We start from the raw sequence: 20,264 nt of genomic DNA, 5'->3' as shown, positions 1-20,264 counted from the left end.
TAGCATTTTTTATTATTTTTTCTAGATTGCTGCACTCACTTCGTTCATTCGCAATGACGTTTCCCGAGTCATGCAACAAAGCTGAACAAACAACTAGATAACATGGAATCTACATAATCCCAGCTAGGTTAGGTATTTTATAAAAGTTCAACCAAAAATTGAAAAAGCATAATTATGCCAAGTCCATCAAAACAATCTCAACAACCACTAAAAGTTTTAAAAAAATCTTTTAAAGATTACAAAGATTTAAAAATAAATACCATGCTAAGTCAAGCTATGGAAATACTTAAAGATAATATATATAGACTAGCTACTAGCCCAAATCCAGAAATTAATAATAATATATCTCCGGAACATTTAGAACATATAAAAGCTTTAAATCAATTAGCAATAATTGCTACCACTAGACCCTATAGTGCTGTACTCGAATATACTGATAAAGGTAATTCAAAAATATTAATTTCTCCATCTGATAAAATTGATGAAAAGAATTTCAAAGAATCTTATAAATTATTTTCGAATTATCATGAAGATCCTAATCCGACTAGTAAATATAATTTATATGAACATTTATATAAGACAAAGCATCCATATATAAATAAATTACTAAATGATTATAAAAGATTTTTCATTGCCAGTAATGAGGATGATGTAAAAATCAAAGAGGTTCAAGAACTAATAGATAAATTTGTATTATCTCAAACCTTAGATGATACAGATATATTAGATAGATTCAAAAAATTTGTAATATGGTGTGATAACGATAGAAATATATTTACTCCTACTGAATATACAAAAAAATTAGTACAAAAATATGATGTTAATAAGGACATTAAAATATTACCAAGTACTAAGAACCTTCCGCATGTTGAAATGTATGGGATATCTGAGATAACAAAAACTATAAAAAATAAATCATCAGAAATATTAAAAATAAATATAGGTTTAGCACCTAATAATATGTATACACCTTCTACTTGTGCGGGGTGTACTGCAGAAATTGAAGCCATATATCATGATAAAGTGCAAGCTTTTGTTTATGCTACCAGCCCATATAATTTACCTGTAGAAAAGAAGTATAAATTATCCGATAACGTATTAAATAGTAAAAATCCTAAAGTATGGAAATCTATATTAGAGTCTAAATATCTAAATGAATTACAAGAATGGGTAGATTATTTTATAAAAGAATTAGCTCCATTACCGGAAGCTGAGGACTTATTAAATAAATTAAGTGATTTTAAAAAAGATATAGGCGAAGCAATTGAAGGGGCTATTGATGCCTATAATGAATTACACCCAAAAGATATAGACTCACTTACTGATTCTCTTGAAAAAATAACAACTAAGACAGTTGCAGCTTGTGGTAGCAAACAAAAATGTTCTGTTGACCCTTGTAAAAACGTTAAACCTCTATATCAACCCTTACCTGATAATGAACATATTATTAATCAGTATTTAGATTATGCTTTTATAGTAGCAACCAAGCAAGGTCGTAACTTAAAATATATGACAAATCTTAGTAAGCTGCTAGATGAAACAAAAGAAAACTATAGTAAGGTTGAGCAAAGAAAACTTGATTTATTATTAAGAAAAGCCTCTAATTTTAGAAAGAAATATATAGATGACAATAGTTTAAAAGCAATAAGTAAAAAGTATTTCCCTAAACAATTACCTGCATTATACAGTAATGGAGAGCATACTATATTATTGTTTAAAGAAAATAATCAATATAAATTATATAGCAAATCCATAAATTATAATGAAATATTTACGCTTAAGGCTGATCTAACATATCCGGAATTAAGTAGTTTTATTGAACAATTCTTTTCAGTTAATAGTATTAATCCTCACTATAATTGTTATGTATTAACAAAGCCTTTACCCGAAAATGCAATTAATCAATTAAAGCTAAAGCCCCATCAAATTAGCACAGATTATCAAGAGTTATTGAAAGGTAAAGTGCCAGGTATAAAAAACTTTTCAGAAAAAGAAATTTTAGATTTATCAGGCTATAATTTCCAAAATAAAGATATAAAAAAATTAACAAAGATAAATCTTAATAAAGTTAAAACACTTATCCTTGATAATAACAACATAGGAATAAATGGTCTTGAAGCAATATTATATTCAGGGAATTTTCCGAATTTAAAAGAATTAAGTATTCGTAATAATAAATTGGATATTAAAGATGCCTCATCATTAATCAATTTAAATAAATTACCTATCTTAGATATAAGCCAAAATAAATTTAGCTTACAAGCAATTGAACAATTTTCTTTATTAGAAAATTCCAAAATACAAATAGTAACAGGGAAAGACTATGATCAATTAAAATATCAAATAGGGCAGTATGGTGGGTATGATAAATATTTAGAAAGCGTACATATTCAAGAAATTATGCCTAATATGCATAGTAAGCAGTATGGAAAGGCTTTAGGAAATAAATTATTAAATGCAGCAGGTCATATACAATTAATAAACTCTCTGCATAGTATTAGCCAAATATGCGTCCAAGATGATGCAACTAAAGAATGTATGTTGGGTTTGGCGGGATTTAGCTACTCATTCTTATCGCAACCTATAGAAAATATAGCAATTAAATATACTGTTAAATCCCTAAACAATGCTGGTAATATTGCAAGTAAATTCAGCCGTTTCAAATCTATAAAACCGGAATTTATAATTAAAGTAGGAGCAGGAAAATATGCTGTAAAATTTGCAAAAGGTGCTGCTGGTGCTATAGCAGGAGTATTTGATATTGTAGATATAACCCTAGCATCAGTAAAATTAAACGAGTGTCTATCAACAATAGATAATAAATGTAGTGATAAAGAAATAAGAGACTCTATAGCTTCCATAACTTTTTCATCTATATCTTTTATGTGGTATAGTTTTTATTGCTAATCCTATCGCAGGTATTGTAGTCGGTACTGTATTAATGATTGGGCAGGGTATATATAACGGTGTTAGTAATATTATAGAATATGAAGAAAAGTACGACACAACTCATAATGAAAATTGGAGTATTTTTTGGCGTAGTTTTTTATCATATCCAATGCATAAGGATATAACAGAATTAGCTGCTCGTAAAGAATATATAGATAAATTGACAGAGCAAGCATTCGCAAATTTCCGAGCTTTATCCAATAATACTGATATCGTAGCTTATGGATTTGGGTTAGGTGAAATATTTTTAGAGACAGTTAAAGTTAAAAAAACTGTTACACCAGGACCGCTTGTTAAACCAAATCTTATAAGCAAAAATTATAGAGAGGTAGAAGTTGAAGAAACAAATACTAAGCTTTGTTCTTCTTCCTCCGTAATTGATATGAGTAAACCTCATAATAAAAAATATAGCTTATCGAGATTCTTACCTAAAAAGCTTCCACAAACTGATATTATTTGTTTACCAAAGAAAACAAACAATAATTATGAATATTCAGAAGAAAGTAATAATTCAGAAGATAGTAAATATTATTGTGAAAATGCTGTAGTAATTCAGTCGCAAGCAAATAGTTTTTCTAAAAACCCAAGCATTATTTATGATTTAGGATATATAAACTCAGGCTATATTATCGGTAGTAATAAGTGGAATAATATTTTTTATATTCATGAAAGTAATAGTGCATTAAGAGGTGGTGAAAATATTACTAATCATTTTGTTTTTTTAGGAAAAAATTTTACAGGTAGAATTAAATTTGCATATAACTCAACTAATATTATAGATACCTCGAAATTGTCAAATGAAGATATTAAAATTTCTTGGAATTCTACAGTACCGATATCCGGCTTGATGAATATAAGGTTTGCTAATGAAAAATCTACAATATGGGCAGAACAAATAGATGAAAAGATAAAAATAAATATATATGGAAGTAGAAATAATACTGATACTGTTATTTGTAATACTGAAGACGTAGCTTCAAAATCCAAACTTCAAAGTCCTATATTAGTTAATACAGGCGGTGCTAATAATCCATTTTATCCTGATAAAATAAAGAATTGTAATGATGTTGTAGTTTATCCAAATACTAACGTTTCAGGAGAGGTGGGAAAATATCTTTTTTATATTAAAACTAACGGATTTGGTAATTATAATACAAAATCAGAAATTGATGTAAAAGGAAATGTAACAGTTACGTTTCCTGATATCGTATTATTATAAAGATTGTCAGAAAATCTATTATTCTAAGGAAGATGATATCTTATATTTTGATATCAGTCCTTGGAGCAGTAATAAGGTTTTTACTTTAAAACTTAAAAATTATCAAAATAATAATTATATATTATTCGATAAATATGGTACTCATGTTGTTCCTAAATTATCTGATAATGAAATAGTTAATCGTTTTGAGTTAAATGCACGTTATCCAAATCAAGATGATAAGCGTATAGTGCAAGAATTACAAAATCTATCACAATACCAAAAATATTTAAAGAAAATTACTAGCTCTAAGGAAGGGTATAAAATTCTAACAGTAATGGAAATACCGTTTTTCTCTCCTGATATAGAAGATTATAACAAAATATTACAGCTTGATAGTGATAATAAGAAGAATATAATTTTAGGTTCTGACGGGAAAGATATTATAAGTTTAAACAAGCAGGTAATTTACGTTCAGGGTAATGAGAAAGGCGATATATATATAGCAGAATTTTTATTATGGTATTCTAAATTTTATATTAATAACAAAGCAACCGACCAAGAATTAGATGTGCTGTATATACCTTATAGTATAAGTAGTATGGAAATAGCTAATATAAGCAATAGTTTAAAATTAAAAATAACAAATCAAGAGAAAAATAGTATTAAGATTGTTGATGTTTTAGACTATTTTAAAGGAGCAGAATATCAGCATTTAATGTTATTAGATGAAGAATATAATGGATTTATTCCATTTAATACTCCAAAAACAGGGTTAATATTAGCCCCTTTCTATAGAGCAAGTAATACTAAAAACGTATTTTTAGTATCATCCGATACAAAATTAGCAGTTATTGAAGACACTAATTATGAAATATATCGTAAAGATTATGATTTAATATTTTTAACTACTAATAAAATTATCGATTTACAAGCAAGTATAGTGTTAAAAGATTTTTACTCTGATCATAAATCATGGAAAAATTTTAAGCTCTATAAATATAACAAAGCTATAGATTATAAAAACCCTATAGAATTACCTCATATTAATCAGGATATTTTAACTCTAGATCATAAAAACCTAAATAGTTCTGATATATTTACAGTATATAATTTTGATTTTACTCATGATGAGGAAATATTTCATAATATAGAAGATATATATACTGATTCGCATCCAACTCCAGAAGAGAATAAAAAAATTGGAATAGTGAGATTCTGGAATATTAACCCAAAAGATATAACAGTTGAGAGACAAAGTGAAGATATGGTTTTAAAACATGTAAATGGTTACGAACTTATTATATCAAAAGTATATTCCGACACTTATGCCTCACATATTGATATATTTGAATTTTGGGGATTAGAAGGGTTATTAGAACCAATAATTATTTATCATAATAGCGATTATTCGTTCCAATTTCAATTATTACAAGCTGGAATGATGTATGAGGCATATATAAATATAAATAAGCTTGGTAATAAAGCAAATTGTTTAGATATAAATGAATTAAAATATTTAATAGCATTAGAAAATATTAAAGATGTTTCTACTGCTAAAGCTTTAGGTTTTGCTTCGTTATTAGAGCAAATGCAATATTTACAAAATTATAATCTCATTCCAAATGATCTAATAAAATTAAAAGATTGTATTAATGATAAATTATTAAGCCAATATAAATTTATCTTACATGAAAGCTTATCGCTTAAACCTATCTCTAAAGAAAAAGTAGCAGAATATAGAGAAGTTATAGAACAAATTCCATTCAGCTCTACATCTGTAATGGAATTCATAGATAACCTAATTCAAGAAGTAGATAATACTATACCTCAAACTGCACACCATATAAGACACAATAATTACCATAAAACAGAATTTAATATAGATGAAGCTAGTTATCATGCAGAATTTTTAACCTCAGCTGCTAGTAGAAGTACCTCGTTTATTAATAATATAATAGGATCGATAAGAGAAGGGATAAATAGTATTGCCAATATTTACGAGTCCGAGCAACAGCCTCAAAATAATATTTTTGTTGGTGAAAAATATGTATCACTTAATGAGAACAATATAGCCTCTTTATCTAATTCTTTTATTATGCCAGAAGATAATGGTTGGAAGCAATATAATTTTTATCAAGGATGTCCTGATGTAGATAGCCCTTTTAAGCAGCATATATAGCTAACACGGGAAGGTTTGTACCATTGCTGCTGTTATTGCATCACGAAAATCTTTAAAGTTTTTAATAATTTTTCTCAGGTAATTTTTAAAATTAGCCCAACAGTGTTCGATAGAATTTAAATCTGGAGAATAGACCGGTAGATAAATAAGAGTACAACCCGCTTTTTCTATTAATTCCTTTACCAACAGTGACTTATGAATACTCGCATTATCCATTATTACAAATTGTCCAGGTTTGAGTGATGGGCATAATAGCTCACCTACCCACTGATTAAATAATTGCTTATCAATATAACCGGAATGCTCTAATGGAGCAATTAATTCTTTGGTGCCCTCATTATAACCAGCAACTATATTTACTCTCTCAGTAGCAAAACCTCCTTGCTCTGCGTAAGATCTGGCTCCTCTCTCTGACCATCCGTACAACATGGTTATATTATTACTTACCCCCATTTCATCACAATACACAAGTTTGTCAGATGCTATTTTATCAATATATTCTACAAATTGTTTTCTGGCTTCTTCATTCCTGCCTTTGTATTTTGGCTCTTTTTTTTATATGTAATCTTCATTCTATGAAGCGTGTCATAAAATGTGCTCATTGGTAGCTCGGGTGCTACTGCATCTCTTATATCTATAGCTCGGCTATCAGGATTCTTTGCTAAAAATTCAATTATATGCTCCTTATTAGTAAACCTAGCATCACGTCCACTTTGCATATGTTGTCTTGAGCTGTAGTCTCCATTTTCTTTATAACGTCTAATCCAATTTGATATCGTATGACGCTCTATACCCAATAAGTCTGATATTGCTTTTATTCTATATTTAGAAGTATTGTGCAGACTGATTACCCTATCTCTTAAATCCTGACTGTATGCTTTCATCTCTACCATAATTAAAAGCTTTATCTTATATGATTCTAAGGAATAATGCTAGTCGCGTTAGCTATAGTAAGCAATATTGATGGGCAAAATGAAGTAAATATGGTTATTCGTAGTCATAGCTTTGGTAAGTGTGCTAATGTTTATCATAATACGCATATTAAAGAATTACCTATTTGGGCTAGAGTTTGTAAAAAACCCAAAAATTTAGCGGAAATATTATCTTTGCCTTATGATAGCAATAAGCATATTAATGTATTAAATCAAAATGCTAGTACTGTAATACAAATAGGTAATAGTTGCGAAATAATAAAAAATACGTTTGGCTTTTTAGGTAACGATAACCCAAGCCTAAAAGTTATTATACCTATTACTGGTACAGTAGTTTATGTAGCTTCACTACTTCCGTCGGTTAACTTATATAATTTACCTATTCATTTAATTCCATCTATTATTTCTTCTATTAAAGATTATATGGAAGATAAGAGTAGTATGAATAGAGCTATTACTGCCGGTAAAGTAGCTATAGTAGGTTTAGCTGCTGTTAACCCCTTAACCCAGCTTGCTTTTTCTGCTTATACTATAGGTAGTGCCATATATTCTAAACTGCCTAAGGATTCCGGTACAAAGCTTACAATTGCTAGTGGTGGAGCAGTAGCTATAATAACTAGCGATATATCTTCCATAGTTGATGTAAGTAAGGAAATAGTAGATATAAATAAAGGGCTTAATAATTTACAATTTATTTCCACAACTTTAAATACTTGTAAAATGGTATTTCCATATCTTAAATCTTTGTATAATAAAATTACCAAAACTGATAATGTATCAGAAGATTTATGGGCTGATGGGCTTTGTAATTTAATCAAAAATATACAAAAGTTTCCGCTATCTTCACAAGATCAAAATTCTTTAAATGAAATATCAAAAAATCTTCCTACTGAATTGCCGGAAATAAAAACTACATGGACGGAATTATTAGAGATAAAGAGTAAATATGAAGAGCATCAATATGATAAACCAGAATTTTTAGGGGATTGTGGTATATATCAATAATATTTCTAATCGAATAGCGGATTATGTAATAATTCGCTATTCGCATTTAGGTTCTGTACACTTTTGTAATTGATTTTCTATTTTGAGGTATTTTTTAGCGAAAATTAATAAGATTTTTGATAGGATGTTATTCAATAGGATGTTATTCATATTTCAAAAAAATCTTAAATTTGCAGCAAAAAATAACCAAAATTAAATCTTTTTATAAAGGTGTACAGAGCCTAGTAAGGTTTACAATTTATTCAAGAAAATTATTTGTCTTGTGAACTAAGCTCTTTCATTTTTTTGCTTTCAGGTAATAAATAGTTTTCTGTTGAAATCACTTTCTTACCGGTTTTATTTTCCAAAGCAACTCTAGCGTTTTTATAGCTAACACGGGAAGGTTTGTACCATTGCTGCTGTTATTGCATCACGAAAATCTTTAAAGTTTTTAATAATTTTTCTCAGGTAATTTTTAAAATTAGCCCAACAGTGTTCGATAGAATTTAAATCTGGAGAATAGACCGGTAGATAAATAAGAGTACAACCCGCTTTTTCTATTAATTCCTTTACCAACAGTGACTTATGAATACTCGCATTATCCATTATTACAAATTGTCCAGGTTTGAGTGATGGGCATAATAGCTCACCTACCCACTGATTAAATAATTGCTTATCAATATAACCGGAATGCTCTAATGGAGCAATTAATTCTTTGGTGCCCTCATTATAACCAGCAACTATATTTACTCTCTCAGTAGCAAAACCTCCTTGCTCTGCGTAAGATCTGGCTCCTCTCTCTGACCATCCGTACAACATGGTTATATTATTACTTACCCCCATTTCATCACAATACACAAGTTTGTCAGATGCTATTTTATCAATATATTCTACAAATTGTTTTCTGGCTTCTTCATTCCTGCCTTTGTATTTTGGCTCTTTTTTTTATATGTAATCTTCATTCTATGAAGCGTGTCATAAAATGTGCTCATTGGTAGCTCGGGTGCTACTACATCTCTTATATCTATAGCTCGGCTATCAGGATTCTTTGCTAAAAATTCAATTATATGCTCCTTATTAGTAAACCTAGCATCACGTCCACTTTGCATATGTTGTCTTGAGCTGTAGTCTCCATTTTCTTTATAACGTCTAATCCAATTTGATATCGTATGACGCTCTATACCCAATAAGTCTGATATTGCTTTTATTCTATATTTAGAAGTATTGTGCAGACTGATTACCCTATCTCTTAAATCCTGACTGTATGCTTTCATCTCTACCATAATTAAAAGCTTTATCTTATATGATTCTAAGGAATAATGCTAGTCGCGTTAGCTATAGCTATACCTCCACCTATCTTACTTGCAGCCTTATTTTCTTCCATCCCTGTTGCATTATTAGATTCGGCTATTTGACGGGTAGATAACTCAGCAAGAGCAGTAAAAATTAATTCTGCCTCATTCATGTGATCACGTAAATTTTGATTTTTTAAACTTTTTATATTCTTATGCTCTTTAACACTTATATCTGCCCACTCTTGATGAATAATATTAGTTAATATTGCAAATTCATTCTCTTTTGTTACCTCATGATTTTTCCAGTAATCAGTTAATTTGTTACGTGTTTCCTGACCCATCATACGTTGCTGAATCCACTTTTCACTACGACCATGTCGTTTCCAATTTTCCCTCGCTCTATCAACAGATTTTTCTGGATCAGAGATCTCTTGAATTCTTTCGTAACCTACTTTAGCAAGCCATCTTTTGAATGGTTCTGCTTTTGGCGAAGGAATAGATTGTATAATACGCAGTAATGATTCGGTATTTGCACAATCTGTTAGCCTCATTTTGCCATCAGGTGCTTTCAATTTCAACTCGTGACAAAATGTCACGACTTCGCTTTTTTCTTCAATTAGCCTCTGTTTAAGCTTACGCCAATATGCACCGGCATCAGCACTATCAGTTAATGCTCCCACTACATCAATTACAGAAAACCACCATTCGTTATTATGTAAAATTCTTCTAATATTTTTATCTTTAAAAGCTACTAACTTATTAAGTTCATCGTTATTATTCATTGCATTTCATATTAATTTTTTTGAATTATAAATATTCTAAATAAATTTTACAACTAATATTAAAAATAAAAATAGTAATAATAAAAAATAACTAATGGTTTTTAGTAAAATATAAGAAAAATAATAAAACTTAATTGTTAATTGACTTTTTTAAGGAGTTAAGTATAAATTGTAATTGAAATAGCTATAAGGCTATTTTGGGATTTAGCAATCTCTTGTAACGTGGTGGGTATCTACCATTAAATGATACTATCCTCGGCTTTATTACGGTCGGGGTGTCAATAGCTATGTCCAGGGTTTAAAGTGTATACTTTAAACCTAAAGGCTATTGTAAACTGTCGTTACGGTTTTGCTAACTCCCCGGCCACCAAAGGTTTATTCGTTGGTGGTTTATTAATCGGGAGTCCATCAAATGTCAAATCAAAATCAAAAAAACATTCGTAATATTACTTTAGAATTCATTGAAAAAGAAGTAAATATTCTAAAAGATGAAGTTGCGTATTTATTAGAAAATCCTACAGCAGAAAAAAATTTTGAAAAAATAGAACAACGTTTAGAGGAATTAGAGAGAATATTTTACAAAACTTTTTGATATTTTTTACTATAGTAAAAGAAGAGAGTAGCCATGAATAATAGCTTTAAGTTGCTTTAAAAATAGAATTTTGCTAATCTTGATAATAAAATTTGTTACTTAAGGTTATGATTACCACATATTTAAAAGAAAATAATGCTATAGTAAAAAAAGAAGAGTATATTGTTAATGAATCAACTTTATGGATTGATTTATTTAATATTACAAATGAAGAAAGAGAAGAGATAAAGAATTCATTAAATATAGATATACCAACATTAAAAGATATATCACAAATTGAAATTTCAGAAAGATTATATACGGAAAATGATGCGTTATATTTAACTATTACAGAACTTATTAATAAAGAGAAGAAATTTCCAGAAACACATTCTATAGTATTTATCTTACATAAATCTTATTTAATAACTGTTCGTTATGTAGAGTTAACCTCTTTCAATGATTGTATTAATAAATTTGCTAAACAGTTGAATTATAAATATACAGCAGAGCATATGTTTTTTATGTTACTTCGTAATATGGTAACAGGCTTATCAAATGTTGTGCAATCTGTTAGTATGGATATTGATGATTATGGGCGTTTAATACTTGATAATAATTTAAATGATTTACGAATAGATCATAAAAGAATACTAAAAAAAATAGGACAGAAAGGTGATTTACTTTCAAAAAGTCGTGAATGTTTGTTTTCCCTTACTATGGTTATTCAATATATCTTAAAATCTCCGCAAATAAGTCAAAATAAAGCGTCTAAAGATTTGTTAGATACTTTACTTCGTGATGTGGATTCAATAATTAACTTTTCACAATTTATATCTAGTGAGATTGCAAGAACTTTAGACGCAGCGTTAGGTATGATTGCTATTGAGCAGAATAATATGGTTAAGCTTTTCTCATTAGTGACTATATTTTTCTTGCCACCTACTTTAATAGCCAGTATTTACGGCATGAATTTCACTGTGATGCCTGAGCTTCAATCGCCTTACGGCTACCCTATAGCCTTGTTTTTAATGGTCATATCTATAGCCGTTACCTATAAATATTTTAAGAAGAAAAAGTGGTTATAAAAAATAATATTTGTGACCATTATAACGAGTATGTTGATTTGGTCATGACTATTATAATATGCTTGTTATAATAGTCAAACTAAACTCTCATATATTCGTTAAGTTAGTATGCCCATTTACTTGAGCGTTCATAACCAATCCAAAGCCCATCAACATTGATGCCATCATTGTACCGCCATAAGAAATAAATGGCAGTGGCACTCCTACTACAGGTACTAATCCCATGACCATAGCCATATTGATAAATACGTGACTAAATAGCGTGGCAGTTATACCTATGACCATTAATTTGCTAAAAACAGTGCGGCAATTGACGCCAATTAATAAGGAAAGAGTTATAAGTGAGAAATATAACACAAGTAAAAACATACCGCCTAAAAAGCCGAACTCTTCGGCAAAAGTGGCAAAAATAAAATCGGTTTGATGTTCAGGCAAGAAATCTAAATGACTTTGACTACCTTGATTTAATCCAAGCCCAAAAAAGCCCCCTGAGCCTATAGCGATTTTAGATTGTATAATATTATAGCTAGCTCCTAGCGGATCACGTTCCGGATCTAAAAAAACCATCACACGTTTTTTTTGGTAATCATACAACATATTCCAAGCGATAGGTAAGCTAACAAGGGCTGTAACTCCAAGTATTATAAAATATTTTATTCTAAAACCTACTGCAAAAAATATAATGCTAGAGACAATTAAAGTAATCATACCTGTACCAAGATCCGGTTCTCTAATTATTAAAAAAGCTGGAACTAATACTCCTATAATTGGTATAATTACTTTATGAAGTTTACTTAGATCATCCACTGTTAGTGAGTGAAAATATCGGGCTAACATCAATACTATGGCAATTTTTATCGGCTCGGAAGGTTGAAGCTTTACTATCCCAATATCTATCCATCTTTTTCCGCCCATTGCTGTTGAGCCAAAAAGCTCTACGGCAACTAATAAAGCGAGTACGCAAAAATAGAAAATATAAGATAATCTAAAGATAATCCGTAAATCAATTAAAGCAATGATTATAGCTATAGGCATGAATATACAAAAATTCACAATTTGTTTAAGTGCCCAAGGTTGCAGATTGCTATTTGCAGCAGAATAAAGAACAATAAACCCAATAGAACAAATTAGGCTAATGAGTAGGATTAAAGTAAGTGGTAATCTTTTTATTTGTTCAAAATAATTTTTATGCATCATTTCCTAGTATCAAAATATTATGTTCATACATAAAATAAGGTAAATTATAAAGTAATTTATGTATATCATAAATAATAATTTTGTTATCAACTAGTCCAAGTTCAATTGATTCAGGGTATTTAGAATGTAAAGATCCTATAATTTCATCTTTAAAATTACAATTTTTTGTATTTAATTTATATAAGATAGAAAAACCTGCTTTATTTAAAATAAAAGGACTAGCATTATTAGATAATAATTCTTCTATAAAAAAGAAATTATTTTTACATATTGCATAATGTAAAGCAGTATTACCTGTCATTGCTAAAGTAAAGGGGACCACTAAATTGCACGAAAAAGGGACCAGAGAATTTGGTGTAACCTAATAAGGTTATAATGTGCAATATTCACTAGATAATTAATTAAAATAAATATCTAGTGATACAATGATAAGAATAAATATGTACACAACAATTATCACCCTTTATAAGCAAGGCAACAGTCAAAGAAATATTGCCAAACTAACAAGGATAGACCGTAAAACAGTAAGAAAAATAATAAATCGTTACGTAGAGTCTGGTACAGAATATCCTGCACCCTATGAACGATCTTCAGCACTGGATTCTTGGCACGAACAAATAATTGAGTTATTAGAAAAGAATCTAAGTTACATAAGAATTTTTGAAGAGTTAAAAATTCAAGGTTATACAAAAAGTTATGGTTCGCTAACCCGTTATATCAAAAAATATAAGATTCAGAATAACAGTTGCATTCGTTTTCATACTTTAGCAGGAGAGGAAGCACAAGTAGATTTTGGTGACATAGGCTTACAGTATAATGCCCAAGGGCGTAGAGTTAAAGCATATGTGTTTAATATGCGTTTAAGCTATAGTCGCCTTGATTATTATGAAGTAGTGTTTGATCAAAGTTGTAAAACATGGATACAATGTCATATCAATGCATTTAATTATTTTGCTGGTAGTCCAAAAGTAATAAAACTTGATAATCTTAAAGCTGGGGTGGTAGATAGCAATTTCTATGAGCCTGTATATCAGAAGGAATACAAACGTTTAGCTGATCATTATGGGATTTTACTTTCTCCTTGTCGTATATATCAACCTCAAGAAAAAGGCAAAGTAGAATCAGGCATAAAGTATGTCAAAAATAATTTTTTTGCTGGACGTAAATTTCATAGATATGAAGAATTAATACACGATCTTGCAAACTGGTTAAATAAAGCAAATAACCGAATACATGGTACTACTAAAAAAATTCCTCAGGAACTATTTGAGCAAGAAGAAAGTAATAATTTAATGCCCTTACCATTAGAAACGTTTGATTTATCATCGTGGCATAATCGAAAAGTAGCAAAAGATTGTCATATCACCATAGATAATAATTATTATTCCGTACCAGCAAAATATATATACAGTGAAGTATTGGTACAATTATCACCAAACCTTGTTCAAATATTTTCTATACAAAATGATTTAATAGCAAGGCACGTTAGAGTAGATGGCAAAGGAATATTTACCACTAATCCGTCTCATTATGCCAAATATAAACGTCTATGCCCAGGTTTTATAGAATATAGCGAACATTATCAACAACAAATGCAGCAGATAGGCAATAATTGCAGTTTATTATTAGAGTTATTACAACAAACACGAGTAAATGATTGGCAACGTTGTGCCAGAGGTATTATTTCTTTACGTAAGGTTTACAATGATGAGTTAATAGATAAAGCCTGTCATAGAGCATTACATTACGGTATAAGTTCTTACTCTAAAATTAAGAATATCTTAAATAGTAATGCAGTAAACTTACCATTGCCAGAGTTTGGAGGTCAGAATGCAGAACTTGCTTAATGACCTACGTAGTTTTAGATTATCAGGTATAGTCAATAGCTTAAATGAAAGGATTATTTATGCTCAAAATAATAAACTAGGATTTAAAGAATTTCTCTCACTATTATGTGAAGATGAAAAATCTCACCGTAAGGATAATAATTACCGTCGTCGTAAAAATGCTGCTAAATTACCGGTAACTAAAAATTTAGAAGACTTTGATTTTCAGTTCCAACCAAGTATTGATACCAAAGTAATAAGTGATTTATCTACTTGTGATTATATTAATACTAAGGGCAATGTCATATTCATAGGTAATTCTGGAACTGGCAAAACTCATCTTGCTATTGGATTAGCATTAAAAGCTTTAACACGAGAATACTCTGTATATTTTACTACGGTATCGGATATGCTTTATAATTTACATATTGCAAGAGCAGATAATAGCTATCACAAAAAAGTTAAATTACTCTTATCATTTGACTTATTAATTCTTGATGAGTTAGGTTTTAAGCAATTACCAAAACATTCAGTAGATGATTTTTTTAATATTATTGCTAAACGATATGAAAATAAATCTACCATTATCACCACAAACAAGGATTTTGAAAGATGGAATGAAATATTTGCTGATGAGTTATTAACTCATGCAATTATTGATCGAGTAGTACATCATGCACATATACTAAACATCACAGGTAAAAGTTATCGTATTAATAACTATAAATCTGGAGGTAATATGACATAAAAAATTTTAAATAAAGTGGTCCCTTTTTTACGTAATTTAGTGGTCCCTTTTTATTTGACAATGACAGTATTACCTTTATTATCTTGGATATTAACATCAATACCATATTCAAACAAAGTTTTTAAAATGCTATAATTGTTGCTTTTATAAAAAGAACCATTGATAGTGGTAAATTTAAGTTTATTTATTGTTTTAGCAAGATAATGTAGAACAGTAAAGCCAGTATTGTCTTGAATATTAACATTTACTTTTTCGATTTTAAGTATATAGCAAGTTATAAGAGGATTTAAATTTATTACTGCCCAATGTAATGCTGTTCTTCCAAATTCATCTTGCAAATTTGGGTTAATTATATTGGTTGTGTCATCTAATATTCTTATTAGAGCTAAATTATTATTAGCTCTAGCAGATAGTAATAAATCTTTACTAAGTTTATCGTCAAACATGTTTAACCCTATATAGGGTCATGCCATGGTGGTGGTGTGGATCAGTTTTTCCGTCATTGCGAGGAAATTACGAAGTAATTGACGAAGCAATCCAGTTAAAAAATGCTAATTTATAGCATTTTTTATTATTTTTTCTGGATTGCCACGCTCATTTCATTCGCTCGCAATGACGACTCTCGATCTACGCGGGCAATGCCTCCGCGGGAATGACATAAATCCTACTAAACCCCTACATTAAACATCTTAAAAATAAATACTAACTCTTCAGCTGTTTCTTTAAGATAGTCGAAACGACCGGCAGAACCTTTATGCCCCGTATCCATATTTGTTTTTAACAATAAGGGGTTATTATCAGTTTTGTACTCACGTAATTTTGCTACCCATTTTGCCGGTTCCCAATACCCTACACGTGGGTCTGATATACCGCAAGTAACAAATAGAGCAGGGTAGCTTTGCGGTTTCACGTTATCATAAGGCGAATAGGATTTGATATAGTCAAAATATTCTTTTTCCTTTGGATTACCCCATTCATTATATTCTAAAAGAGTTAATGGCAGAGTCTCATCAAGCATGGTATTAAGGACATCGACAAATGGCACGTGTGCGACGGCTACTTTATAGAGTTCAGGTTTTTCATTAAGAACATAGCCGATTAACATACCGCCGGCACTACCACCCATTATTACTATATTATTCGCACTTGTATATTTTTCTTTAATTAAAGTTTCTGAGCAAACTATAAAATCTTCAAAAGTTCTTTTTTTATTTAAGAATTTAGCAGCCTTATACCAATCATGCCCAAGATCATCGCCACCTCTAATATGAGCAACTGCGTAAACAAAACCGCGATCGCTAAGTGTTACTGCCATATTTCTAAAGTTTACCGGCATTGCGATACCATAAGCTCCATAACCCATTAAATATAAAGGATTTGAGCCGTCTTTTTTGAATAGAGATTTTTTATAAAAGAGGGTGATGGGAATTTTAACGCCCTCATTATCTGCAAATATTCGCTCTACTTTATACTCATCAGGATTAAAGCCGGATGGTATTTGCTGCTCTTTCAATATCGTTAGCTTATCGCTATCAAAATCGTAATTGTAAGTGGTACTCGGTCTTGCAAGAGAAGAGTAGTTTAAGCGTATATCGTCTTCATCGAAATTAGTAGAATAGCCGTTTGTTTGGAAGCTTTCGTCGGGGAAAGCAACAATTTTCTCTAAAGAGTCGCTAAATCGTTTTATTTTGACAAGTGGTAAGCCATTATCACGATAATTTAAAATAAGATAATTTTCTGTTATATCAAAATCTTTCAAATATTTATCTTGCTCTTCCTTAATATAATCATTATGCCAATCATCATTTTGGAAGTTATCTACCGGAACTTTGACTATACGGAAGTTTTTAGCTTTATAATTAGTTTTGATATAAAAATAATCCCCATGATGAGCTACGTCATAAAATATATGACTCTCTAGAGGTCGTACTAATTTTGGCGTAAAACTCTCATCATGCATAGAAATAGCATAAATTTCATTTTCATTATGATCGCCTGAATTGATAAATAAATATTTGCGGCTACTAGATTTCTCACCGCTAACAAAGTGAGCGGAGTTCTTTACTTCAAATATAAGCTTGTCGTTTGTTGCGTCCTCGCCTAAACGATGAAACATTACTTTATCCCAGCGTTGATTTTCATTAATAGTAATATAGAAAAAGCCGTTTAATTTCTCATGCCAGATTATAGTAGGGGCTACTTCTTTGACTATATCAGCTAAATATTTTTGTTCTTTAAGATCATATATTTTGATGTCATATTTTTCGCTGCCGGTGAAATTAACACTATAAGCCATTAAATTTTGATCAGGTGACATTGCAACTTCACCAACATCAGTAAAGCCGGTATTTAAAAGATTAACATCTAATATTATTTCTTCACGGGCATCCATATTTTGATGTTTTCGGCAATATATTGGATAGTTTTTATTTGCTTCTACTCGATGGTAATAGTAATAATCATTTTTCTTAGTGTATTTGGATGTATCATCTAGCTTAATCCGTCCTTTTAATTCTTCAAAAATCTTTTCCTTATCATTTTGTAAATCGGCAAAAAAATGCTCAGTATATTCATTCTCAGCTTTTAAATGATCTAGAATTTTATTATCTTGTACATCTGACCATTTAGGATCACGTAGCCAATGGTAATAATCATTGTTATGGTTTTGTTTGTCAGCAATTGGTGGTTTCATATGTCAAATTTGTTTGTTATGGATTGGTTTTTTCGTCATTGCGAGAAGAAACTGTAAGTTTCGACGAAGCAATCTCGTTATTATTTCCTGAGATTGCCACGCTCCTTTGCAGTCGCTCGCAATGACGACTACAGTACTAAAATCAAGCTAATTAACATCAATACTATAATAAATATAGCAGTTTGACCATTATGCCAAGCAGATATTTTACTTAAAGTATCTTGCCAGAAAGCTTTAAAATTGAAATATTCATCTTCCTCTATTTCATCACTTTTTGCTTCTTTATATTTGGTGATACAGAAGTAAATAATTTTTTGTATATAGCGGTATAAATCAAGGTTAATATTTTTTGTTAAAATACGTGGTGATGAGCGGAGTAGCAAAGCTAAGAATAGTGCAATTAAGATAATTGATAAGCTATTACTTACACCAGAAATTTGAACAGGGTAAAATGTGCATATTACTAGAGTGATAAGGCAGGAAGAGAGGTATAGTAAATAAACTGGCGTCATTGCGAGGAAAAACTGTAAGTTTTGACGAAGCAATCTCAGGATAATAAAATGAGATTGCCACGCTCCTTGTAGTCGCTCGCAATGACGTGTTACCTCTTTATTACTCACTTGCAATAATGCTAATACCCCCTCAAAAACCAAGCCAAATAATATAGTGCAGGTTGCTATTTTAAAGAAAATCATAATGTAGTTTTCGTTTAAAGCATTTGCTAGTTCTAATTTTATATAAGAAGAATTAATAGGAAGTATAGAGCCATATATTAATATGGTAAGTACAAATCCAATTAATAAAATAGGATTATATTTAGTAGTTTTAAGGTCTCGATAATTTTTAATGTTGTTTGAATCTTCTATAATAGCAAAATATAAAGCAAATACCCCGTTATATAATATATGCATGAATATAAAAATCGGAATAAGATATAATATTCTAGGAGAGTTTATCCCTATGGCCGTTAAAATAAAACCAAGCTGTGAAACGGTGAGGTAACATATTAGCCTTCTGAGGTTTTTTTCTATTAAAGCAAATATTAAACCATAGATTATCATAGCTAGACCGAAAAACTTAAGTGTCTCAAGACCGCTAAATAATTTAAATATGGTGATTAATGCAATTTTAGTAGTGAAGCTAAGTAGGTAAATCATACCGCTACTTGAAGCTTTAGGATAACAATTAACTACCCACCCATTGAAGAAAATAATTGAGGCATTTATTAAGCAGCCTGCAAGTATTAATATTGCCGATAATTCAGAATTATATATTGCTGTTGTTAATGGAGTAAAAGCTACATTAGCTGTTTTATCAATTAACAAGCTCATGCCAACTAGAATTAATCCGCTGCTAAATAAATGGGTTAGGAAATATTGCCTAGTATGTTTTACACTACGACTTCCTATAAAAATAATTATGCAGGCAAAAATTGTCATAAATTCTAACGAAATTATCATAGAGATAAAATCGCCTGAAAATAAGCAAATGAGAGATGAAAGGCAATATAAACTACCAATTAAACTTTCAAGTTTTCTATTTTGAGAAATCGCATATAAATTTGCAATAGCGGTGATTAGTAAAAATGCTACCGCTATTAATTGGTTTTGCGTGCTAAAGTCGAACACTAGCTCAAAATTAGCAAGAAAAAATGATAGTTTAGTGTTTTGAAACATTTTAATCTTTAAGTGCTGATGTCATTTTGTATGATTCCTATGTCATTCTTGTGTTAGGTTTGCGTACATAGATTAAAAAGCATCGTTGGTGTCATCCCGTGGCTTGTCCACGGGATCCAGTAAAAAATACAAATATAAAAGCTC

The 20,264-nt window shown here is 30.1% G+C and carries 16 protein-coding genes and 2 pseudogenes; 8 read left to right on the top strand and 10 right to left on the bottom strand.

Annotation, left to right across the window (positions count from 1 at the left end; genetic code table 11):
* Positions 1–174 precede the first annotated feature (174 nt).
* The 3 genes from AAGD54_RS06570 (at position 175) to AAGD54_RS06560 (ending at position 6,329) form a co-directional block, all read left to right on the top strand.
* Positions 175–2,907 carry a leucine-rich repeat domain-containing protein gene (locus AAGD54_RS06570; RefSeq protein ID WP_341794430.1) on the top strand — a complete coding sequence of 911 codons (2,733 nt, stop codon included), beginning with the start codon at positions 175–177 and terminating at the stop codon, positions 2,905–2,907.
* Positions 2,908–2,941: 34 nt separating this feature from the next.
* On the top strand, positions 2,942–4,168 hold the full coding sequence (locus AAGD54_RS06565) for a hypothetical protein (protein WP_341794429.1): 1,227 nt from the start codon (positions 2,942–2,944) through the stop codon (positions 4,166–4,168).
* Positions 4,169–4,397: 229 nt separating this feature from the next.
* Positions 4,398–6,329, top strand: a complete 1,932-nt coding sequence (locus AAGD54_RS06560) for a hypothetical protein (RefSeq protein WP_341794428.1) — start codon at positions 4,398–4,400, stop codon at positions 6,327–6,329.
* Here the strand turns inward: AAGD54_RS06560 and AAGD54_RS06555 are convergent, their stop codons facing one another.
* Positions 6,330–6,824 carry an IS630 family transposase gene (locus AAGD54_RS06555; RefSeq protein ID WP_341795144.1) on the bottom strand — a complete coding sequence of 165 codons (495 nt, stop codon included), beginning with the start codon at positions 6,822–6,824 and terminating at the stop codon, positions 6,330–6,332.
* Positions 6,825–6,829: 5 nt separating this feature from the next.
* Positions 6,830–7,222 carry an IS630 transposase-related protein gene (locus AAGD54_RS06550; protein ID WP_341794304.1) on the bottom strand — a complete coding sequence of 131 codons (393 nt, stop codon included), beginning with the start codon at positions 7,220–7,222 and terminating at the stop codon, positions 6,830–6,832.
* A gap of 36 nt (positions 7,223–7,258) precedes the next feature.
* On the opposite strand from AAGD54_RS06550, the gene AAGD54_RS06545 reads away from it, so the two are divergent.
* Complete coding sequence (locus AAGD54_RS06545) at positions 7,259–8,266, top strand: hypothetical protein (RefSeq protein ID WP_341794427.1); 1,008 nt, start codon at positions 7,259–7,261, stop codon at positions 8,264–8,266.
* Between the two features lie 369 nt (positions 8,267–8,635).
* Here AAGD54_RS06545 and AAGD54_RS06540 read toward each other — a convergent pair whose 3' ends face one another.
* From AAGD54_RS06540 to AAGD54_RS06530, 3 genes are read right to left on the bottom strand one after another with little or no spacing between them, the layout of a single operon-like run.
* Positions 8,636–9,130, bottom strand: a complete 495-nt coding sequence (locus tag AAGD54_RS06540; protein ID WP_341795144.1) for an IS630 family transposase — start codon at positions 9,128–9,130, stop codon at positions 8,636–8,638.
* Positions 9,131–9,135: 5 nt separating this feature from the next.
* Complete coding sequence (locus AAGD54_RS06535) at positions 9,136–9,528, bottom strand: IS630 transposase-related protein (RefSeq protein ID WP_341794381.1); 393 nt, start codon at positions 9,526–9,528, stop codon at positions 9,136–9,138.
* Between the two features lie 26 nt (positions 9,529–9,554).
* Positions 9,555–10,322, bottom strand: coding sequence for a Bro-N domain-containing protein (locus tag AAGD54_RS06530; RefSeq protein ID WP_341794426.1), 768 nt, complete (start codon positions 10,320–10,322; stop codon positions 9,555–9,557).
* Between the two features lie 412 nt (positions 10,323–10,734).
* Here AAGD54_RS06530 and AAGD54_RS06525 point away from each other — a divergent pair, with 412 nt between their 5' ends.
* Both AAGD54_RS06525 and AAGD54_RS06520 read left to right on the top strand, forming a co-directional pair.
* Entirely contained in the window at positions 10,735–10,914 is a 180-nt protein-coding gene (locus AAGD54_RS06525; RefSeq protein WP_341788270.1) for a hypothetical protein, read from the top strand.
* Positions 10,915–11,021: 107 nt separating this feature from the next.
* A complete protein-coding gene (locus AAGD54_RS06520) occupies positions 11,022–11,981 on the top strand; it encodes a magnesium transporter CorA family protein (RefSeq protein WP_341794425.1) in 960 nt (319 codons plus the stop codon).
* An 87-nt stretch (positions 11,982–12,068) separates the two neighbouring features.
* Here the strand turns inward: AAGD54_RS06520 and rodA are convergent, their stop codons facing one another.
* On the bottom strand, positions 12,069–13,175 hold the full coding sequence (rodA, locus tag AAGD54_RS06515) for a rod shape-determining protein RodA (protein ID WP_016948032.1): 1,107 nt from the start codon (positions 13,173–13,175) through the stop codon (positions 12,069–12,071).
* Positions 13,168–13,473: pseudogene (locus AAGD54_RS06510) on the bottom strand (ankyrin repeat domain-containing protein); the annotation flags it as partial. The gene rodA and the pseudogene AAGD54_RS06510, both read right to left, overlap by 8 nt.
* 145 nt (positions 13,474–13,618) lie before the next feature.
* Between AAGD54_RS06510 and istA the strand changes: the two are divergent.
* Complete coding sequence (gene istA, locus AAGD54_RS06505; protein ID WP_341794291.1) at positions 13,619–15,025, top strand: IS21 family transposase; 1,407 nt, start codon at positions 13,619–13,621, stop codon at positions 15,023–15,025.
* The gene (gene istB / locus AAGD54_RS06500; RefSeq protein WP_341794290.1) at positions 15,009–15,752 is read left to right on the top strand and encodes an IS21-like element helper ATPase IstB; all 744 of its coding nucleotides are present in this window, start codon (positions 15,009–15,011) and stop codon (positions 15,750–15,752) included. Before istA ends, istB begins: the two co-directional genes overlap by 17 nt.
* Before the next feature lie 59 nt (positions 15,753–15,811).
* Here the strand turns inward: istB and AAGD54_RS06495 are convergent.
* The 3 genes and pseudogenes from AAGD54_RS06495 to AAGD54_RS06485 form a co-directional block, all read right to left on the bottom strand.
* Positions 15,812–16,198 (bottom strand): annotated as a pseudogene (locus AAGD54_RS06495) (ankyrin repeat domain-containing protein); the annotation flags it as partial.
* A 221-nt stretch (positions 16,199–16,419) separates the two neighbouring features.
* Complete coding sequence (locus AAGD54_RS06490) at positions 16,420–18,444, bottom strand: S9 family peptidase (protein WP_341794424.1); 2,025 nt, start codon at positions 18,442–18,444, stop codon at positions 16,420–16,422.
* 128 nt (positions 18,445–18,572) lie between these two features.
* A complete protein-coding gene (locus AAGD54_RS06485; protein ID WP_341794423.1) occupies positions 18,573–20,120 on the bottom strand; it encodes a proton-conducting transporter membrane subunit in 1,548 nt (515 codons plus the stop codon).
* Between the last annotated feature and the right edge of the window lie 144 nt (positions 20,121–20,264).

Origin of the sequence: Rickettsia endosymbiont of Rhinocyllus conicus, from assembly GCF_964026465.1 — a bacterium.
GTDB lineage: Bacteria > Pseudomonadota > Alphaproteobacteria > Rickettsiales > Rickettsiaceae > Rickettsia.
This window is presented reverse-complemented; position numbering and strand designations above follow the sequence as displayed.